17 protein-coding genes are annotated in these 19,462 nt (G+C 71.9%); 4 read left to right on the top strand and 13 right to left on the bottom strand.

What is annotated here, in order from left to right; translation table 11 throughout:
- Nucleotides 1-92: 92 nt before the first annotated feature.
- From OG245_RS12445 to OG245_RS12410, 8 genes are all read right to left on the bottom strand, one after another.
- Nucleotides 93-1,871, bottom strand: a complete 1,779-nt coding sequence (locus OG245_RS12445; RefSeq protein ID WP_371623589.1) for an IucA/IucC family siderophore biosynthesis protein — start codon at nt 1,869-1,871, stop codon at nt 93-95.
- Nucleotides 1,868-2,437 (bottom strand): GNAT family N-acetyltransferase, encoded by a 570-nt coding sequence (locus OG245_RS12440; RefSeq protein ID WP_371623588.1) that lies wholly within the window; start codon nt 2,435-2,437, stop codon nt 1,868-1,870. The genes OG245_RS12445 and OG245_RS12440 overlap by 4 nt, the downstream gene beginning before the upstream one ends.
- Complete coding sequence (locus OG245_RS12435; protein ID WP_371623587.1) at nt 2,434-3,711, bottom strand: lysine N(6)-hydroxylase/L-ornithine N(5)-oxygenase family protein; 1,278 nt, start codon at nt 3,709-3,711, stop codon at nt 2,434-2,436. Before OG245_RS12435 ends, OG245_RS12440 begins: the two co-directional genes overlap by 4 nt.
- Nucleotides 3,695-5,143, bottom strand: coding sequence for an aspartate aminotransferase family protein (locus OG245_RS12430; protein WP_371623586.1), 1,449 nt, complete (start codon nt 5,141-5,143; stop codon nt 3,695-3,697). The genes OG245_RS12435 and OG245_RS12430 overlap by 17 nt, the downstream gene beginning before the upstream one ends.
- 258 nt (nt 5,144-5,401) lie before the next feature.
- Nucleotides 5,402-6,304 (bottom strand): siderophore-interacting protein, encoded by a 903-nt coding sequence (locus OG245_RS12425; RefSeq protein ID WP_371623585.1) that lies wholly within the window; start codon nt 6,302-6,304, stop codon nt 5,402-5,404.
- Between the two features lie 119 nt (nt 6,305-6,423).
- The gene (locus OG245_RS12420; protein WP_371623584.1) at nt 6,424-7,845 is read right to left on the bottom strand and encodes an FG-GAP and VCBS repeat-containing protein; all 1,422 of its coding nucleotides are present in this window, start codon (nt 7,843-7,845) and stop codon (nt 6,424-6,426) included.
- Between the two features lie 123 nt (nt 7,846-7,968).
- Nucleotides 7,969-8,619, bottom strand: a complete 651-nt coding sequence (locus OG245_RS12415; protein ID WP_371623583.1) for a GNAT family N-acetyltransferase — start codon at nt 8,617-8,619, stop codon at nt 7,969-7,971.
- Between the two features lie 134 nt (nt 8,620-8,753).
- The gene (locus OG245_RS12410) at nt 8,754-10,160 is read right to left on the bottom strand and encodes an MFS transporter (RefSeq protein ID WP_371623582.1); all 1,407 of its coding nucleotides are present in this window, start codon (nt 10,158-10,160) and stop codon (nt 8,754-8,756) included.
- A 216-nt stretch (nt 10,161-10,376) separates the two neighbouring features.
- On the opposite strand from OG245_RS12410, the gene OG245_RS12405 reads away from it, so the two are divergent.
- Complete coding sequence (locus OG245_RS12405) at nt 10,377-10,820, top strand: winged helix-turn-helix transcriptional regulator (RefSeq protein ID WP_371623581.1); 444 nt, start codon at nt 10,377-10,379, stop codon at nt 10,818-10,820.
- Between the two features lie 38 nt (nt 10,821-10,858).
- On the opposite strand, the gene OG245_RS12400 is transcribed toward OG245_RS12405, so the two are convergent.
- On the bottom strand, nt 10,859-11,251 hold the full coding sequence (locus tag OG245_RS12400) for a DUF6281 family protein (RefSeq protein WP_371623580.1): 393 nt from the start codon (nt 11,249-11,251) through the stop codon (nt 10,859-10,861).
- Nucleotides 11,252-11,390: 139 nt separating this feature from the next.
- Between OG245_RS12400 and OG245_RS12395 the strand changes: the two genes are divergently transcribed.
- Entirely contained in the window at nt 11,391-11,933 is a 543-nt protein-coding gene (locus OG245_RS12395) for a DUF1707 domain-containing protein (RefSeq protein ID WP_371623579.1), read from the top strand.
- 162 nt (nt 11,934-12,095) lie between these two features.
- On the top strand, nt 12,096-12,791 hold the full coding sequence (locus tag OG245_RS12390) for an alpha/beta hydrolase (protein ID WP_371623578.1): 696 nt from the start codon (nt 12,096-12,098) through the stop codon (nt 12,789-12,791).
- A gap of 116 nt (nt 12,792-12,907) precedes the next feature.
- On the opposite strand, the gene OG245_RS12385 is transcribed toward OG245_RS12390, so the two are convergent.
- Genes OG245_RS12385 through OG245_RS12370 form a run of 4 tightly spaced genes read right to left on the bottom strand, consistent with a single transcriptional unit; the run spans nt 12,908 to nt 18,624 of the window.
- On the bottom strand, nt 12,908-14,074 hold the full coding sequence (locus OG245_RS12385; protein ID WP_371623577.1) for an acyl-CoA dehydrogenase family protein: 1,167 nt from the start codon (nt 14,072-14,074) through the stop codon (nt 12,908-12,910).
- An 8-nt stretch (nt 14,075-14,082) separates the two neighbouring features.
- Nucleotides 14,083-15,054 (bottom strand): hydroxymethylglutaryl-CoA lyase, encoded by a 972-nt coding sequence (locus tag OG245_RS12380; RefSeq protein ID WP_371623576.1) that lies wholly within the window; start codon nt 15,052-15,054, stop codon nt 14,083-14,085.
- Entirely contained in the window at nt 15,051-16,994 is a 1,944-nt protein-coding gene (locus OG245_RS12375) for an acetyl-CoA carboxylase biotin carboxylase subunit (protein WP_371623575.1), read from the bottom strand. The genes OG245_RS12380 and OG245_RS12375 overlap by 4 nt, the downstream gene beginning before the upstream one ends.
- A gap of 7 nt (nt 16,995-17,001) precedes the next feature.
- Complete coding sequence (locus tag OG245_RS12370; protein ID WP_371623574.1) at nt 17,002-18,624, bottom strand: carboxyl transferase domain-containing protein; 1,623 nt, start codon at nt 18,622-18,624, stop codon at nt 17,002-17,004.
- A 157-nt stretch (nt 18,625-18,781) separates the two neighbouring features.
- Here OG245_RS12370 and OG245_RS12365 point away from each other — a divergent pair, with 157 nt between their 5' ends.
- A complete protein-coding gene (locus OG245_RS12365) occupies nt 18,782-19,399 on the top strand; it encodes a TetR/AcrR family transcriptional regulator (RefSeq protein ID WP_371623573.1) in 618 nt (205 codons plus the stop codon).
- The last annotated feature ends 63 nt before the right edge of the window (nt 19,400-19,462 follow it).

Here is a 19,462-nt window from a genome sequence, read left to right as displayed (position 1 = left end):
CGGGCCGCACCGAGGAAGGTGAGCGCCCGGGGGACCGTCCCCGGGCGCTCACCGGTCAGGAGGGCCGCCGCGGTCCGGCGGCGGGGACCGGCTCAGAACCCGGCGATCGGGTTCTTCAGGCGGCCCACCAACTGAAGCGCTCCGGCAGGGTCGTTGAGGTCGACCATCTGCTGGTTGTTCCGCAGTTGGAGGCGGTTGAGGCAGGAGAGCGCGAACTCCGGCTCGAACAGGTCGTACTGCTTGAACTTGTCCGCGAGATACGGCACCGATCCCTGGTAGTCGCGCACACAGGCGGCGACCGTCCGCCAGAAGGTGTCCTCGTCCAGGACGCCCTCGGTGTCCAGGCCCGCGCCCAGGAAGCGGAAGAAGCAGTCGAAGACGTCGGTAAGGACCGACAGCAGTTTCATGTCCTCGGGGACGTCGGCCCGGATCCGCTCGACCTGCGGCGGCAGCACCGCGTCCGGGTCCATCACCGCGATCTCCTCGGCGATGTCCTTGAAGATCGTGCGGGTGACGACACCGTCCTCCACGACCAGGATCACGTTCTCGCCGTGCGGCATGTAGACGAGGTCGTAGGCGTAGAAGCTGTGCAGCACCGGCACCAGGTAGGCGTCCAGGTAGCGCCGCAGCCACACCTGCGGGTCCAGACCCGACTCGGCGATCAGCGCCCCGGCCACCGAGCCGCCCTCGTGGTCGGTGTGGAGCAGCGAGGCCATCGTCGCGACCCGCTCGCCGGACCCGAGGCCCGGCACGGGGCTCTCGCGCCACAGGGCGGCCAGCATCTTCCGGTACGGGGAGCCCTTGGCGGTGGCCGCCTCGTAGGACCGGTGGTGGTAGCCGATCGCGGCCCGCTCCCGGATGATCGAGAACCCGGCCCCGCGCAGCAGTGCGTCGCGCTCGATCAGGCCGGCCAGCCAGTCGTTGATCGCGGGCGTGGCCTCCATGTACGCGGCGGACAGGCCGCGCATGAAGCCCATGTTCAGGACCGACAGCGCCGTTTTGACGTAGTGCTTCTCCGGGTGGTCGGTGTTGAAGAACGTGCGGATCGACTGCTGGGCGAGATAGCCGTCCTCGCCCTCGCCGAGCACCACCAGATGCCGTGCCGCCAGCTCTCCGGCGAAGGTGACCGCGAGCTTGTTCCACCACTGCCAGGGGTGGACGGGCAGCAGGAAGTAGTCGTCCGGGTCGAGGCCGAGCCCGCGCAGCGTGCCGTCGAACCGCTCCCGGGCCGCCTCGCTCAGCTCGCCCTCGATCAGCGCGTCGTAGTCGAGACCGGCGCCGGCGGTGAAGGTGGCCCGGTCCCGGTGGGCGGCCAGCCAGACGAGCCGGATCTCCGAGGCCGCCTCGGGGGCGTACGCGCGGTACTCGTCCACGCCGAAGCCGAGCCGCCCGTTGTTGGCGACGAAGCACGGGTGGCCCTCGGTCATTCCGGTCTCGATGGCCTGGAAGCCCGCCGCGACGAGCTGGCCGGAGGTCGCCGGTTCCTTGGTGAGTTTGTAGGCGGTTCCGGCCAGGGTGGAGGAGACCTCCTCCAGGTAGACCGGCAGGACCTCCGCGGAGATCCCGAGCGCGTGCCGCAGCTCGATGAAGAACTCCAGCGTGTCCAGCGGAAGTTCGGAGCCGTGACGGTGCCGGGTGATGGTCTCGGCGTCGATCTGCCAGTGGTCCAGGGCGAAGAGGCGCGCGGTGAAGCGGTACTCGGTGGAGGCGTCGTCACTACGGACGGTGTAGCGGTCGTCGCCGAGCGGCGTGGGGGACAGGAGTCGTTCGTGGCTGAATTCCGCCAGCGCTTTGCGTACCAGCAGTCGGTTTGCGGTGGCCCAGCGTCCCGGGGAGAGGTGGGCGACGCTGTCGGTGAGGGCGGTCGTCATCGGTCGTTACCTCCGGTTGCTGCTTCGAACTGCGCACGGGTGCAGGCGCTGAGCAGGGCGTCCTTCTCCGGCTTGGCGATCTCGCGGAGCACCTCGAAGCCGACGGCCTTGTTGAGGGCCTGCACGGCGCTGTTGGTCACGTCGGGCTCGACGACGACCCGGCGCACCGACGGGTCGGCGAACAGGAAATCCATCACGGTGGTGATCACGGCCCGGGTGAAGCCGTGCACCGGGGTGTCGGTGGGGGCGACCAGGAAGTGCATCCCGATGTCGCCGGGCTCCGCCTCGTACAGCCCCTTCAGCTCGACCTCGGTGGGGTCGTAGCGCTCGATCAGGAAGGCGGGTTCGCCGTCGTGCAGCCCGATGAACGCGTCGTGGTGCGGGTGGGCGGCGATGGACCGGTACTCCCGCTCCACGTCCGCGAGTCCGGCGTCGCCCATCAGCCAGAACGCGGCCTTGGGATGGGTCACCCAGCGGTGCACCAGTGCGGCGTCGGCGGCGGGGTCCAGCGGGCGGACGGCGAAGGCGCCGGGTCGGGCGGCGTGGCGTTGGTCGGGGCGGCTCATACGGCGAACTCCTGGAAGGCGATGGATTTCTCGACCGGGTAGACCTCACGGCCGAGCAGCTCGCCGATGATGTACGCGTTGCGGTAGGCGCCCATGCCGAGGTCGGGCGAGGTGATCGAGTGGGTGTGCACCGAGGCGTTCTGGAGGAAGACCCCGCGCCCGGTGGTGTCGATGCTGTAATTGCGGGCCACGTCGAAGCGGCCCCGGCTGTCGTGGCGCAGCCGGCCGCTGACCGGGGCGAGGAAGGCGGGGGCCTCGTACCGGTAGCCGGTGGCGAGGATCAGGCCCTCGGTGGTCAGGGAGTAGTCCTTGCCCTGCTCCTCCTGGCGCAGCCCCAGGCTGTACGCGCCGCCCTCGGCGTCGTGACGCGCGCTGACGAGCGCCGAGTTGGTCAGCAGTCTGGTCGGCGCGGGTCCGGCGACGTTCTTCTGGTAGAGCAGATCGAAGATCGCGTCGATCAGCTCCCCGTCGATGCCCTTGAACAGCCCCTTCTGACCGGTCTCCAGCCGGTAGCGGGTCTCCTCGGGCAGCGCGTGGAAGTAGTCGATGTACTCCGGGGAGGTCATCTCCAGCGTCAGCTTGGTGTACTCCAGCGGGAAGAACCGCGGGGAGCGGGTGACCCAGGTGAGCCGGTAGCCGTACGTGTCGATCTCGGAGAGCAGGTCGTAGTAGATCTCCGCGGCGCTCTGCCCGCTGCCGACCAGGGTGATCGACTTCTTCTTCTGGAGGTCGGCTTTCCCCTCCAGATAGCGGGAGTTGTGCAGGAAGTCCCCGCCGAGCCCCTGGCAGGCGTCCGGGATGTGCGGCGGGGTGCCGGTGCCGAGGACCAGGTGCCGGGACCGGAACAGCCCACCGGAGGCGGTGCGCACGGTGTAGAGCGCGGAGCCCTCGTCGTAGGTCACCGCCTCGACGGTCTGCTCGAACCGGATGCTGCTCAGTTTCGCGGCGGCCCAGCGGCAGTAGTCGTTGTACTCGGTCCGCAGCGGGTAGAAGTTCTCCCGGATGTAGAAGGAGTAGAGCCGGCCGCGCTCCTTGAGGTAGTTCAGGAACGAGTACGGCGAGGTCGGGTCGGCCATCGTGACCAGGTCCGACATGAACGGCGTCTGGAGATGGGCCCCTTCGAGGAACATCCCGGCGTGCCACTCGAAGTCCGGCTTCGACTCCAGGAAGACGCCGTTCAGCTCGTCGATCGGCTCGGTCAGGCAGGCCAGGCCGAGGTTGAACGGGCCGAGCCCGATCCCGATGAAGTCGTGGGGTTCAGGAAGCGCGGTCAAGGGAGTCTCCCAGGTACTTCTCGGCGTGGCCGGAGATCAGGTCGAGGACCGCGGCGATGTCGTGCACGGTCGTTTCGGGGTTGAGCAGGGTGAACTTCAGATACTGGCGGTCGCCCACCTTGGTGCCCGCGACGATGGCCTCGCCGGAGGCGAACAGCGCCTTGCGGGCGTGGAGGTTGGCGCGGTCGATCTCGTCGGGGGAGGTGACACCGGACGGGATGTAGCGGAAGACGAGCGTGGAGAGCTGCGGTTCGACGACCACGTCGAACCGCGGGTCGGCGGCGAGCAGCTGCCAGCCCTCGGCGGCCAGGTCGCAGACCTCGTCGAACAGTTCGCCGATGCCGTCCGCGCCCATGACGCGCAGCGTCATCCACAGCTTGAGCGCGTCGAACCGGCGGGTCGTCTGGAGGGACTTGTCGACCTGGTTGGGTATCCGCTCCTCGGCCATCCGGCGCGGGTTCAGATATTCGGCGTGGTACGTCGCGTGCCGCAGGGTGGCCCGGTCGCGGACCAGCAGGGCCGATGAACTGACGGGCTGGAAGAAGGACTTGTGGTAGTCCACGGTGACCGAGTCGGCGTGCGCGATGCCTTCCAGGAGTCCGCCGCGCTCGCGGGAGGCGAGCAGTCCGCAGCCGTACGCGGCGTCCACGTGCATCCAGACGGCGAACTGCTCGCAGAGCGCGGCGATCTCGGGCAGCGGGTCGATGGACCCGAAGTCCGTGGTGCCGGCGGTGGCGACGACGGCCATCGGGACGGTGCCCTCGGCGACACAGCGCTCCAGGGCGCGGGCGAGGGCCACGGTCCGCATGCGCTTGTCGCGGTCCACGGGGACGGAGATGACGGCGTCGGGTCCGAGGCCGAGCAGTTTGGCGGACTTCTGCACGCTGAAGTGGCTGCACTCGGAGGTGAGGATCCGCAGCCGGGTGAAGTGCTCCGGCCGGATCTTCGCCTCCTCCCGCGCCAGCAGCAGGGCCTGGAGGTTGGACTGTGTGCCGCCGCTGGTGAAGATGCCGTCGGCGGCCGGGCCGAGCCCGATCCGCTCGGTGGTCCAGTCGATCAGCCGGCGCTCGATGAGGGTGCCGCCCGCGCTCTGGTCCCAGGTGTCCAGGGAGGAGTTGATCGCGGAGAGCACGGCCTCGCCGAGCACGGCGGGTATGACGACCGGGCAGTTGAGGTGGCCCAGATAGCGGGGGTGGTGGAAGTAGACGGCGTCACGGAGGTAGACCTCGCCGAGCTCGTCGAGGGCCGCGGCGGCGTCGCCCAGCGGCCGGTCGAGGTCGATCGCGTCGACGACGGGGGAGAGCTCGTCGACACCGACCCCGCTGAAGGGGCGCTCGGTGGCGGCGAGTGTGGCCGCGACCCGTTCCACTCCTGCGGATACGGTGTGCCGATAGTGCTCCGCGGTCGTGTTGTTGAGCAGGTGCGAACGCATGGAGGGTCCTCCCGGGTGAGGGGAACTTCATCGCGGCCCTCCGGGCAGGAAGGGGGGACGAGGGCGCGATGCCGAAGTAAGGTGAGCCTAACCTAACTCCGAGTCGATCGTTTCCCCCGCCCCCGGGGTGCACCACTTGTCCCCCTCTCCTCCCCTTCCTCTGCCCCTTCCCCCGTCGGCGGCGTTCCCGGACGCCCACCGGAAAGGGTGAACCTCGGACGGGCTCCGACGTCGGACCGCGCCGAGGATGTCAGTAGCTCACGACTTCTTTCCCGTGGGTTCTTCGGGACCGCCGCTTCCGGCGCCGGCGGCGGCTTCCGCTTCCGCCCTCCGCAACTGCTCCTCGGGGAGTCCGCGCCGCCAGTACGCGGAGGAGGTCACCCGCGCGCGGTCGAAGCCCCGCTCGTGGACGAGGTGGTGGCGCAGCGCCCGCACCCCGGACGCCTCGCCCGCGATCCACGCGTACGGCGTGCCCCCGGGCAGCGCGGCGGCGCGTACGGTCTCCACGCCGCAGGCGGCCCCCTCGTTCCGGACGAGCCAGCTGATCCGGGCCTTCGCCGCGGTGTTCAGCGCCTGCCGGTCCTCGGTGCACGGGACCTCCAGCCAGACCCGGGCCGGCAGCCCCGCGGGCAGCCACGCCAGGGCGGCGGCCGCGGCGGGCAGGGCGGTCTCGTCGGCCCGGATCAGCACCCAGTCGGTGTCGGCGGGCGGCCTGAAGCGTACGGCGGCGTTGTCCGCGGCGGCGGGGCCCAGCACGGTGAGCCGGTCGCCGGGGGAGGCCGTCAGCGCCCAGCGGCAGCCGGGGCCGCCGACGGCGTGCAGCACGACGTCGACGTCGACCTCGGTGGAGCCGTCCGCCCGCAGCCGCTGGGCCCGTACGGCGTACGAACGCGTCACCGCCCGTTCGTCCTCGGGCAGCGCCCGCCCTCTCTCCCGCCGCGCCCCGATCCCGCCCGCCGGGACCACCGCCTCGCTCTGTCCCGGGCGGGGCAGCAGGACCGACAGGCTCTGGTCGCGGCCCCCGCCGCTGAACCCCTCGGCTCCCGGTCCGCCGAGCGTGATCCGCAGGATGGAGGGGCCCAGCCGCCTGGTCCGCAGAACGGTCATCTCGAAGAACCGGAACGGGGCGACTTCGGGGGCGGTGGCGGTCGTCGGCGTCAACGGGGGCTCCTCCGGGACGGGCCGGAGCGCCGGGCGGACGGGCCCGGCGCTCCGGCTGGGGTGATCCGAAGGAAGGTTAGCCTACCCTTGCTTGATTGGGGGGTGTGTGACGCCCGCGACTACTCCGGCAGATCCGCCCCGGTCTCCCGCAGGACGGCCGAACCGGCCCCCGTCACGCCGCCCTTGGCCCCGGGCAGGATCCGCACCGTGTTCTCGCCCGGCACCGCGACCGCCAGATCGGCGCGCCCGTTCCGGTCGAGGTCCCGCAGCCGCAGGTCGTAACCGAAGTAGTCGTGGGCCACCGTGCCTCCGGCCACGCCGGGCAGAGTCTTGTCGAACACGGCCGAACGCGACCCCTTCAGCCCGCCCGATCCGCCGCGGAACACGTACGCCGCGCCGGCCGCGCGCTTCTTCCCCGCCGTCTCGCCCGGTACGCCGACCGCCAGGTCCGCGTATCCGTCCCCGTCGGCGTCCCCCGCGGCCAGTGAAGCGCCGAACTCGTCGTCCGCCTCCGAGGCCCCCGCGATCCCGGCCGTCGACTGGCTGAACGTGACGCTCCGCGAACCCGGCCCGGCCGAGGCCCCGTACCAGAGGGTGACCGAGCCCCGGCCGCCGCTCGTGTACGGATTGCCGACGGCGATGTCGCCGTAACCGTTCCGGTCGAAGTCGCCGATGACCGCGTCGAGCTGGTTCTTGCCGTCGATGACCTTGGCCGGGCCGGAGGAGAGACCGGCGGCGGCGCCCTTCAGGAACCACGCCTCGGTCCGGAACGTGCTGCCGGTGCCCCGCACCCCGACGGCGACCAGGTCGGTCTTCCCGTCACCCGTGACCTTCCCGGCCGCCAGGCTGTCGGCGTACCAGCCCTGCCCCGACCGGTCGTACGCGGTGACCTTCCCGAGGCCGCCGGACTTGGTGAACCCGCCCCGGTACAGCAGGACGTCACCGGCGTTGACGGTCGCGACGTCGGGCCGTCCGTCCCCGTTGAAGTCGCCGGTCGCGATGTCCCTGCCGAACGCGCCGTACGCCCCACCGCCCTTGCGGGGCAGGGCCGTTCCGCCCTTGAGCCCCTTGGCCGAGCCCCAGACGACGGTGACCGAGCCCACGGGGGTCGTGCCGGACTCCTCGCTGGGGTTGCCCACGACGAGGTCCGCGTATCCGTCCCGGTCCAGGTCCGCACCGGCCAGCGCCGCGCCGAACTGGTCGTTCTCCTCCCCGGCCCCGGGAACCCCCGGCGAGTCCTGGTGGACGAGCTGCTTCTTCGTGGTCAGCCCCTTCGGCCCGCCGAAGGTGACGAGCACCGCGCCGCCCGAGAAGGAGAGCGTGCCGTCGTCGACGCCGTTGTACATGTACGGCACGGCCAGGTCGGGGTAGCCGTCCCCGTTGAAGTCGTCGTAGTGCTTGGCGGCGGCGGCCGACGCCGGACCGGCCAGCAGAAGCGGGGCCGGGCAGGCGGCCAGCACGACGCCCGCGGCGACCGACGCCGCACGGAGGCGGGGAAGGCGCATGCGGGAGGCGCGGGGAAGGGGAGAGGTCTCGGTCATGAAGGGCTGCTGCTCCTGCGTTCGAGGGCCGTGTCCGCCACGGGCACGGCCGGCTGCCGACGACACACCGAAGACCCTTACCGGGGTCGAAGGGTTGTGTGCCGGGAAGCGGAAATCGCCGGTTCAGATCCCGAACTGCGCCCGGCAGGCGTCGAGCCCCTCCACCGACACGTCCACGCGCCGGTGCGCCTCCCACCGTGCCCGGTCCAGCCGCAGCCGCCGCAGGTCGACGGGAACCCCGCGTACGACCTCCGTCTGCAGGCCGTCGTCCGTGTACCCGAGCCGACGCGAGACCCCGAGCGAACCGGGGTTGTCGGTCATGGCGGCGGAGACCGCGTACCGCGCGCCGAGCCCGGCGAACGCGAGGTGGAGGACGGCGGCGCGCATCTCCGTACCGAACCCCTGCCCCTGGTACGGGAGCCCGAGCCACGATCCGGTCTCCGCCTCCCGCCGCACCCCGAACCGCCGGCCCATCAGGTCCTGCCGCCCGATGGCCTTCCCCTCGTGGAGGACGGCCAGACCGAGCGTCCAGTCCTGCGCGGACCAGCCGGCCACGGTCCCCAGCAGGTGCTGGAAGGCCGCCCGCCCCACCTCGTCCGGGGTCCCGTCGGTCCACGGCACGCTGAACGGCATACGGTCCGGGTCGTGCACCCCGTGCGCCGCCGCCGAGGACAGTTCGTCCAGGAGTCCGAGGCCGGGCAGCCGCAGTTCGAGGCGCGGAGTGCGCAGGCGGAGCCCGTAGAGGGGCCAGTGCTGGTGGTGCGTGAGATCCATGAGGAGACTCTGCCGGACCCGCGCGCGGGGTGTCGAACCCGGTACGGGGCGGTGCGGAGATGCCGGCGTACGGCTGCGGGGTGCGGGCGGGTGGTCCCGCCCGCACCCCGCGGCCGTATCTCCCGCCGGCGTCCTCAGACTCCGATCGTGGCGGGCCGCTCGACGCCGCCCGTCGCCGCCGCACGCCGGGCGCGGAGACCGGGCGCGCTGACGGCGGCGGCGGTCAGGGCGGCGGCCAGCGGGACGACCAGGGCCGCCCGGTACCCGTCGAGCAGGGCGGCGGAGGAAGTGCCGTCCGTGGCGGCGATGTTGACGGCGGCCACCGCCGACAGCCCCAGCGCGGCCCCGAACTGGAAGGACGTGTAGAGCAGCCCGCCCGCCACGCCCTGCTCCTCCTCGGCGATGCCGTCGGTGGCCACGATGGTGAGCGGCCCGTAGACCAGGGAGAAGGCCACGCCCAGCAGGAGCAGGCCCGGGAACATCGCCGCGTACGTCCAGTCCGCCGCGACCGGCAGGAACAGGGCGTACGACAGGGACGCCAGGAGCAGCCCGCCGAAGATGACCCGGGCGTTGCCGAACCGGGCCACCAGCTTCGGGGTGAGGAGCGGCGAGAGGACCGCGTCCACCCCGATCACGATCAGCGCGAAGCTGGTCTGCAGGGACGACCAGCCGCGCAGTTCCTGGAGGTAGAGGACGGCGATGAACTGGAAGCCGAAGAACCCCGCGGCGAACAGCAGCCCCGACACATTGGCGCGGACCAGCGCACCGCTGCGGAAGATGCCCAGGCGCACCAGCGGTGACGACGAGGCGCGCTCGATCAGGACGAACGCGAGGAAGAGGAGCAGGGCCGCGCCGATCGTGCCGACGGTCCAGCCGGCCGGGACGTGCGTGGCCCGTTCGACGCCGAAGACGAGCAGCAGGATCCCGGCGGTGACGGTGACCGCTCCGGCCAGGTCGACGCCCTGCCCGGCGCGCTCCGGGCGGGGCGAGGCGGGGATGAGGGCGAGCGCGGCGAGAAGGATGCCGAACGAGAGGACGACCGGGACGAAGAACACCCAGCGCCAGTCGATGGCGGAGAGCAGCCCGCCGACGACCAGGCCGATCGAGAAGCCCCCGGCGGCGGTGCCCGCGTAGAAGAGCAGGGCCCTGTCGCGCTGCGGACCCTCCGGGAAGCCGGTGGTGATGATCGACAGGCCGGCCGGTGTCATGAAGGCCGCGGCGACTCCGGTGACGAAGCGGGCGACGATCAGCATCCAGCCCTCGGTGGCCAGCCCGCCCAGACCGGAGAAGAGCAGGAACACCACGAGCCAGAGGACGAACATCCGCCGCCGGCCGAACAGGTCGGCCGCGCGTCCGCCCAGCAGCATGAAGCCGCCGTAGCCGAGGACGTACGCGCTCATCACCCACTGGAGCGTGCCGGTGGACAGGTCCAGGTCCTCGCGGATCGCGGGCAGGGCCACGTTGAGCATGGCCACATCGATGCCCTCCAGGAAGATCGCGCCGCACAGGACGAGCAGCACGCCCCAGGCGCGGCCGGTCATGCGGTCACTGCTCGATCTCGGAAGGGACGGTGATGGGGACATGGGGCTTCTCCTTGAGCGCGGACGAAACGGGCATGACGAGGTGCCGCAACAGCGGTCTGTCAAAGCCGGGTTGGCAGATGGAGGCCGCAAGCAGCCTGGACCGGCACCGAGTTACCGAAGTGCTGGTCGGTTCCCTCTTGTAACCACTCGAAGCTTGCGGCACCGTGGGGAGGTATGGAAGAAGGCACTTCGAAGTCACCGAGTAACTGCGCGGATACCGGAGTCGGTCAGGACTACGACATCAGCCAGTGGGACGTCCGCGAGGGATGCGAGGTGCGGCAGATCCTCGACCGCGTCGCGGACAAGTGGTCGCTCCTGGCCATCGCCCACCTGGAACGCCGCACGCTGCGCTTCTCCGAGCTGCGCCGGCTGATCGAAGGCATCAGTCAGCGCATGCTGACGGTGACCCTGCGCCAGCTGGAGCGCGACGGCCTGGTGCGGCGCACGGTCTATCCCGTCGTACCGCCCCGCGTGGAGTACGAACTCACCGAACTGGGGGCGACGCTGCACGCGACGATCAGTTCCCTGGTCGACTGGACCGAGACCCATCAGCAGGAGATCGCGAAGGCCCGTTCCGACTACGACTCCCGCAAGGACGCCGAGGTGCCGGTCTCCTGAGCACGCGGGGCCCGGACGCGTCCGGGCCCCACGGCGCGTCACGGGCTGTCGATCAGTTCCCGTATCGCGGGCGGGAGCGTCGAGCCGGAGTAGGAGACGACGAACACGGCGTCCTCGGGTGAACTGCCCACGGCGATGGCGGTCCCAGGGGGCAGGCCCTTCACTCCGTAGGCGCTTTCCCGGGTCGCCCTCTCCGCGGTCTCCTCATCGCCGCCGGTGTCGTCGCAGGGCGGCTGGGTGGCGGTGCCCAGCTTGTCGGTGACCGTGAACTCCACGTTCGCGACGTCCCGATAGGTCCGCCCCTGGTAGGTGACCTCGAATGCGCAGGACGCCTCACCCTCGCCACGGTCGCCGTCGGCGCCGCACCCGGCCGCCGTCATCACCATGACCGCCGCCAGTAACGCGCCCGCGGATCTTCCGGACCGACTCATGTGTCTGCTCCCTCGGTAGGCGCTGCGGAGGGCGAGGACGTCGCCCCTCGCCAAGGATCCCGGCCCCGGGCTCCGGGCGGTGGTTTCCCGGCCATGTCCGTGAGGCCGGGAATTGCGGGTCAGCCCTTAGAGTGAAGCGGTGAACTCGCCCAAGCCGCACGCCACTTCGCGCGTGAGCGAGGACGACCGCGAGAGCGCGGTACGGCGCGTGCGCGAGGCGTACGCCGACGAGCACATCCCGCACGAGGAGATGGACGAGCGCCTCGGCCGGGTGCTGGCCGCCACGACGCACGGCGAACTCGCGGCGGCCCTGGACCAGCTCCCGGCGGAGGACCCGGGCACCACCTCGACGATCGCCGCCGCCGGCGGACGGATCAAGCGGCGCGGCGTATGGCGGGTACCCCGCGTCCTCAAGGTCGAGTCCGCCTTCGGGCGGGTGCGGCTGGACCTGTCCCGGGCGATCATCGAGGGCCCGGTCGTCGACATCGAGCTGAGCCTGGGCACCGGCAACGCGAGCATCACCGTGCCGCGCGACGCGACCGTCGAGGTCGAGGGAGTGACGACCGGCTGGAAGGACCTGCGCTACAAGCCCCAGCAGCCGGCCCGCGCCGGAGCGCCGCGCATCCGCTTCTCGGGAGCGGTGGGCTACGGACGGCTGAAGATCCGGCACGCCTGGCGCTGAGGCGGCCCGACGGGCCCTGTCCTCCACCGTGACCGGGCCGCCACCCTGACCGGGCCCCGGGCGGCCACCTGAATGACGGCTCCCGGCATGCAAGGACGGGCGGACGGGCGTCTGCTGGGGAGGAACGGCTTCCGCCGCGCCCCCCTCGAAAGGCACCGCCCGATGGCTGACGAACCCGCGATCGTCCTGGTCCACGGCTTCTGGGGCGGCGCCGCCCACTGGGCCGGAGTCATCACCGAACTGCACCGCCGCGGTTTCGGCTCCCTGCACGCGGTGGAGAACCCGCTGACCTCCCTGGCCGAGGACGCCGAGCGCACCCGCAAGATGGTCCGGCAGATCGACGGCCCGGTGGTCCTGGTCGGCCACTCCTACGGCGGTGCGGTCATCACGGAGGCCGGCGACCTGCCGAACGTCACCGGCCTCGTCTACATCGCCGCGTTCGCCCCGGACGCCGGTGAGAGCCCCGGACAGATCAGCCAGGAGAAGCCGCCCGCCGCCTTCGAGAACCTCGCCCCGGACTCCGACGGCTACCTGTGGATCAAGCAGGACAAGTTCCACGAGAGCTTCGCCCAGGACCTGTCCGAGGAGGAGGCCCTGGTGATGGCGGTGACACAGAAGGCGCCGCTGGCCTCGACGTTCGGCGACAACGTCACCGCCCCGGCCTGGCGGTCCAAGCCCACGTGGTACCAGGTCTCCGCCGCCGACCGCATGATCCACCCCGACAACGAGCGCCGCATGGCGGCACGGATGCAGCCGCGCAGGACGATCGAGCTGGACGCTGGTCACGCCTCCCTCGCCTCGCAGCCCGGCCCGGTCACCGACCTCATCGAGGAGGCGGCGGGAGCCGCCGGCTCGTGAACCCCGGCCCCGGCCGCCGTTCGCCGGCCCCGACGCCCTTGTCCGGGACAGGCTGGACGACCGCCCCGGCCGCCGTGGGCACATCCACGGCGGCCGGGGCGGCGGCGATCGGAGCGTCAGCCCGGAAGCCCCAACTCCCGGGCGATCAGCATCCGCTGCACCTCGCTCGTCCCCTCGCCGATCTCCAGGATCTTCGAGTCGCGCCACATCCGCGCCACCGGGTACTCGTTCATGAAGCCGTAGCCGCCGTGGATCTGCGTCGCCTCGCGGGCGTTGTCCACCGCGACCGTCGAGGAGTACAGCTTCGCGATCGCCGCCTCCTTCTTGAACGGTTCGCCCGCCACCAGCCGCGACGCCGCGTCGCGCCAGCCCACCCGGGCCATGTGCGCGCGCATCTCCATGTCGGCGATCTTGAACTGGATCGCCTGGTTCGCGCCGATCGGCCGGCCGAACGCGTGGCGCTCGGCCGCGTACTTCACCGACTCGTCCACGCAGCCCTGCGCCAGGCCCGTCGCCAGCGCCGAGATCGCGACCCGGCCCTCGTCCAGGATCCGCAGGAACTGCGCGTAGCCGCGGCCCTCCTCGCCCAGGAGGTTCGCCGCCGGGACGCGGACGTCGGTGAAGGACAGCTCCCGGGTGTCCGAGGCGTTCCAGCCGACCTTGGAGTAGGGGGCGGCGACCGTGAAGCCGGGGGTGCCGGAGGGGACGATGATCGCGGAGATCCGGGGGCGGCCGTCCTCCTTGCGGCCGGTCACCGCCGTCACCGTCACCAACTCGGTGATGTCCGTGCCGGAGTTGGTGATGAAGCACTTCGAGCCGTTGATGACCCACTCGTGCCTGGCCTCGTCCAGCACGGCCGTCGTCCGGGTGCCGCCCGCGTCCGAGCCGCCGTCCGGCTCGGTCAGGCCGAACGCGCCCAGCGCCTCGCCCGCGCACAGCTTCGGCAGCCACTGCCGCTTCTGCTCCTCCGTGCCGAACAGGTGCAGCGGCATCGCGCCCAGCGAGACCCCGGCCTCCAGGGTGATCGCCACCGAGGAGTCGACCCGGGCCAGCTCCTCCAGGGCGATCCCGAGTGCCAGGTAGTCGCCGCCCATGCCGCCGTACTCCTCGGGGAACGGCAGCCCGAACAGGCCCATGCGGCCCATCTCGCGCACGATCTCGTACGGGAACTCGTGGCGCTCGTAGAAGTCGCCGATCTTCGGCGCGACCACGTCGTGCGCGAACGCCTCGACCGTGCGGCGCAGTTCCTCGTGCTCGGCGGTCAGCCGGTGGTCCAGGGACATGGTGTGGCTCACTCCTTGTGGGAGAGGGAGGAAGGGGAGGGGGTCAGGGCGCGGACCGTGCGGGACGGGCTCGGCCGGCCCAGGTGTCCGGCCAGCCAGACGCTGGTGGCGGTCAACTCGTCGAGGTCGACACCGGTTTCGATGCCGAGGCCGTCGAGCATCCACACGAGGTCCTCGGTGGCGAGATTGCCCGTGGCGCTCTTCGCGTACGGGCAGCCGCCCAGGCCGCCCGCCGAGGCGTCGACCGTGCTCACCCCGTGCTGGAGCGCCGCCAGGGTGTTGGACAGCGCCTGGCCGTACGTGTCGTGGAAGTGGACGCCGATGGAGTCCGTGGGGACGGACGCCTCGTTCAGCGCTGTCAGCAGGGCGGTCACCTGGCCCGGCGTCGCCACGCCGATCGTGTCGCCCAGCGACAGCTCGTCGCAGCCCAGGTCCATCAGGGCCTTCGCGACCCGGACCACCTGGGCCACGGGCACCGCGCCTTCCCACGGGTCGCCGAAGCACATCGACAGATAGCCGCGCACCTGCGCCTTCTCCGCCTTGGCGCGGGCCACCACCGGCTCGAACATGGCCAGCGACTCGTCCACGGTCCGGTTCAGGTTGCGCGCGGCGAACGTCTCCGTGGCCGAGCCGAACACCGCGATCGACCGGGCCCCGAGCGCCAGCGCCCGGTCCAGTCCGCGTTCGTTCGGCACGAGGACCGGGAGGGAGACGTCGCCCACGTCCGCGATGTCCCCGAGGAGGGGGAACAGGGCCTCCGCGTCCGCCAGTTGGGGCACCCACTTCGGGTGCACGAAGCTCGTCGCCTCGATGGTGGTCAGACCGGCCACGGCCAGGCGGCGGATGAACTCCGCCTTCACCTCCGTGGGAACGGTCCGCTTCTCGTTCTGGAGGCCGTCCCGCGCCCCCACCTCGTGGATCCGGACCCGGGCGGGAAGGCCCGGGGCCGGGACCTGCATGGGCAGTGCGCGCGTCGTCATGAGTCCTCCAGGGGGACCACTACCGCCAGGATCTGGTCCATCGCCACCGTCGCACCCGCCGTGACGTCCAGCTCGGTGACGGTCCCCGCGTGCGGGGCGGAGATCACGTGTTCCATCTTCATCGCCTCCACCACGAGCAGGCTCTGCCCCGCCTCGACCTCGTCCCCGACGGCGACTTTCACCACCGTGACCGTGCCCGGCATCGGGGCCGCCAGGGTGTCCGCCCCGCTCCGGCCCGCCCCGCTCAGGGACGCCTCCACCGGATCGTGGTCCTGGACCTGCCAGGTGTCGCCGTCCCGGCCGAGCCAGTCCCCGGAGCGGTGGAAGTGGCCCACCGCGCCGTCGAGTTCGACCGTGACGCGGTCGGCCGTGACCGTCGCGGAGGCCGGAGCGCCGTAGGTCACCGGGTCCGCGCCCGCCACCCGCAGCGGGAAGAGCAGCGGCGCCGGCGCACCCCCCGTCCGCCACCCGCTCGGCACCGAGAACGGGTCCGTCCAGCCGCCCGCGTCCGGCCGGGGCTCCAGCGCCTCCCGGCGGACCGCGGCCGCGGCCGCGTACACCTCGTCCGGCACCCCGTCCGGCACCAGGCCCTCCGCCTCGCGCTCCACGAGCCCGGTGTCCAGGTCGCCGGAGACCACGTCCGGGTGGGCCAGCAGGCGGCGCAGGAAGCCCGCGTTGGTCGGGACGCCCAGGATGACCGTGTCCGCGAGGGCCGCCCGCAGCTTGCGGACGGCCGTCGCGCGGTCGGGGCCGTACGCGATGACCTTCGACAGCATCGGGTCGTACAGGCTGCCCACCGGCACGCCCTCGCTGAGCCCCGAGTCCGTCCGCACCCCGCCGCCCTGCGGCTCGCGCAGCGCCAGCACCGTACCGCCGGACGGCAGGAAGCCCCGGGCGGGGTCCTCGGCGCAGACGCGGGCCTCGATCGCCCAGCCGGCCAGGGTGATGTCCTCCTGCGCGTACGGCAGTCGCTCGCCGGACGCCACCCGCAGCTGCCACTCCACCAGGTCCAGGCCGGTGACCAGCTCGGTGACCGGGTGCTCGACCTGGAGGCGGGTGTTCATCTCCATGAAGTAGTACGAGGCCGGGTCGTCGCCCGGGACGATGAACTCCACCGTCCCCGCGCCCGCGTACCCGCAGGAGCGCGCCGCCTGCACGGCCGCCTCTCCCATCGCCGCCCGGGTCTCCTCGTCGAGGAGGACCGAGGGGGCCTCCTCGATGATCTTCTGGTGGCGGCGCTGGAGCGAGCACTCGCGCTCACCGAGGTGGATCACGTTTCCATGGGCGTCGGCCAGCACCTGGATCTCGATGTGGCGCGGCCGGTCGATCCACCGCTCCACGAGGAGGGTGTCGTCGCCGAAGGAGGCCCGTGCCTCGCGGCGGGCCGCCGCGATCTCCTCCGCCAGCGCCGAGGCGTCCCGGACCAGGCGCATGCCCTTGCCGCCGCCGCCCGCGCTCGGCTTCAGCAGCACCGGCGTGCCGATCTCCCGCGCCGCTGCCTCCAGTTGGGCGTCGGTCAGGCCGCTGCCCGAGGAGCCCGGGACCACCGGGACCCCGTACGCCGCGACCGTCTCCTTGGCCCGGATCTTGTCGCCCATCAGCGAGATCGCGGAGGCGGGCGGGCCGATGAAGACCAGCCCCGCGTCCGCGCACGCCTGCGCGAAGCCGGCGTTCTCCGCGAGGAATCCGTACCCGGGGTGCACGGCCTGAGCGCCGGTGCGGCGGGCCGCCTCCAGGAGCGCGGGCACGTTCAGATAGCTCTCGGACGCGGGCGGCGGGCCGATCCGGACCGCCGTGTCCGCCTCCCGTACATGCCGGGCGTCCGCGTCCGCGTCGCTGAAGACCGCGACCGAGCGCACACCCTGCTCCCGCAGGGTCCGGATCACCCGGACCGCGATCTCGCCGCGGTTGGCGACCAGAACGGTGTCGAACATCGTCATCTGTTCCTCACATCCGGAAGACGCCGAAGCCGGGCCCGGCCGGGTCCTTCTGGGGCAGCGGGGCATTGGCGCAGGCCGTGAGCGCGAGGCCCAGGACCTGCCGGGTGTCCACGGGGTCGATCACGCCGTCGTCCCAGAGCCGGGCGGTCGCGTAGTAGGCGTTGCCCTGGGTCTCGTACTGGGCGCGGATCGGGGCCTTGAACGTCTCCTCGTCCTCGGCGCTCCAGTCGTCGCCGAGCTGGTCGCGCTTGACGGTGGCCAGCACGGAGGCGGCCTGTTCGCCGCCCATCACCGAGATCTTGGCGTTCGGCCACATCCACAGGAAGCGGGGGCTGTAGGCCCGGCCGCACATCGAGTAGTTGCCCGCGCCGTACGAACCGCCGACCACGACCGTCAGCTTCGGCACCCGGGTGCAGGCCACGGCGGTGACCATCTTCGCGCCGTGCTTGGCGATGCCGCCCGCCTCGTAGTCCCGGCCGACCATGAAGCCGGAGATGTTCTGGAGGAAGACGAGCGGGATGCCGCGCTGGTCGCACAGCTCGATGAAGTGCGCGCCCTTCTGGGCCGACTCGGAGAACAGGATGCCGTTGTTCGCGACGATTCCGACCGGGTGGCCGTGGATGCGGGCGAAGCCGGTGATCAGCGTCTGCCCGTACTCCGCCTTGAACTCCTGGAAGCGGGAGCCGTCGACCACGCGCGCGATCACTTCGCGTACGTCGTAGGGCGTCCGGGAGTCCACGGGCACGGCCCCGTACAGCCCGGCCGGGTCCACCTTCGGCTCCTCGGCCGGCTCGACCGACCAGGGGAGCGGAGCGCGGTCCGGGAGGGTCGCGACGATGTTGCGGACGATCCGCAGGGCGTGCGCGTCGTCCTCCGCGAGATGGTCGGTGACCCCCGACGTACGCGAGTGGACCTCGCCGCCGCCCAGCTCCTCCGCCGTGACGACCTCGCCGGTGGCGGCCTTCACCAGCGGCGGGCCGCCGAGGAAGATCGTGCCCTGGTTGCGGACGATCACGGCCTCGTCGCTCATCGCCGGGACGTACGCCCCGCCCGCCGTGCAGGAGCCCAGCACCGCCGCGATCTGCGGGATGCCGGCCCCCGACATCCGGGCCTGGTTGTAGAAGATCCGGCCGAAGTGGTCCCGGTCGGGGAAGACCTCGTCCTGCATCGGCAGGAACGCGCCGCCCGAGTCGACCAGATAGAGGCAGGGGAGACGGTTCTCCAGCGCCACCTCTTGGGCGCGCAGGTGCTTCTTCACGGTCATCGGGTAGTACGTGCCGCCCTTGACGGTGGCGTCATTGGCGACGATCACGCACTCCCGGCCGCTGACCCGCCCGATCCCGGCGATCACGCCGGCGGCCGGGGCGGCGCCCCCGTACAGCCCCTCGGCCGCCAGCGGGGCCAGCTCCAGGAACGGCGAGCCCGGGTCGAGGAGGGTGTCCACCCGGTCCCGGGGGAGCAGCTTGCCGCGCGCCTCGTGGCGGGCCCGCGCCCTCTCACCCCCGCCCAGCCGTGCCGTGGCGAGGCGTCCCGCCAGCTCGTCGGAGAGCGCGCGATGAGCCGCCTCGTTGGCCTGCCAGGCCTCCGAGGCGGGATCGGCCGCGCTCGCCAGGACCGGTGCCTGCTGCATCGTGTCGAGCCCCCTTGCCCGTACCGCGATAGTCAACCGCTGCTGTCACTGCTGTCACTGCTGTCACTGCGGTTAGTGCTGTCACTGCTGTTAGTGATCGTTAACGCGTTTCCCTCAGGTTAACGAGCGCTAACGACCCTGTCTAGAATGAATCCTCATGAGCACCCATGCCGCCGCCCGCGTCGCGGCTCCCACCCGCCGCGAGCAGATCCTCCGGGAGGCCGCCCGCCTCTTCGCCGAGCGCGGCTTCCACGGCGTCGGCGTCGACGAGATAGGCGCCGCCGTCGGGATCAGCGGTCCCGGCCTCTACCGCCACTTCCCCGGCAAGGACGCGATGCTCGCCGAGCTGCTGGTGGGCATCAGCGAACGGCTGCTGGAGGGCGGCCGCATGCGGGTGTCGGAGGACGCGGCCCGGGGCGGCGGCTCCCCGGAGGCCCTCCTGGACGCGCTCATCGAGGGCCACATCGACTTCGCGCTCGACGACCGCCCTCTGATCACCCTCCACGACCGCGAGCTGGACCGGCTGCGCGACACGGACCGCAAGCGGGTGCGCAGGCTCCAGCGCGAGTACGTCGAGGTCTGGGTCGGCGTCGTCCGCGCCCTCTACCCGGCACTGGCCGAGAACCGGGCCCGCGTCACCGTGCACGCCGTCTTCGGCCTGCTGAACTCCACTCCGCACCTCGCCCGCCCGGAGGCGCTGCCCGGCCGGGCGGTGACCGCCGCCCTGCTGCACCGGCTGGCGCGGGGCGCCTTCGCCGCCGCGGAACCCTCCTGAGCAGCGGTTTCGCCGCCTGGGCAACCCCGGGCGAGGTTCGCACGTCTGTCCAGTGGACGGGGA

This window comes from Streptomyces sp. NBC_01116, assembly GCF_041435495.1.
Classification (GTDB): domain Bacteria; phylum Actinomycetota; class Actinomycetes; order Streptomycetales; family Streptomycetaceae; genus Streptomyces.
Note: the sequence above shows the minus strand (reverse complement) of the source record. Positions and strands in the feature narration are given on the sequence as shown.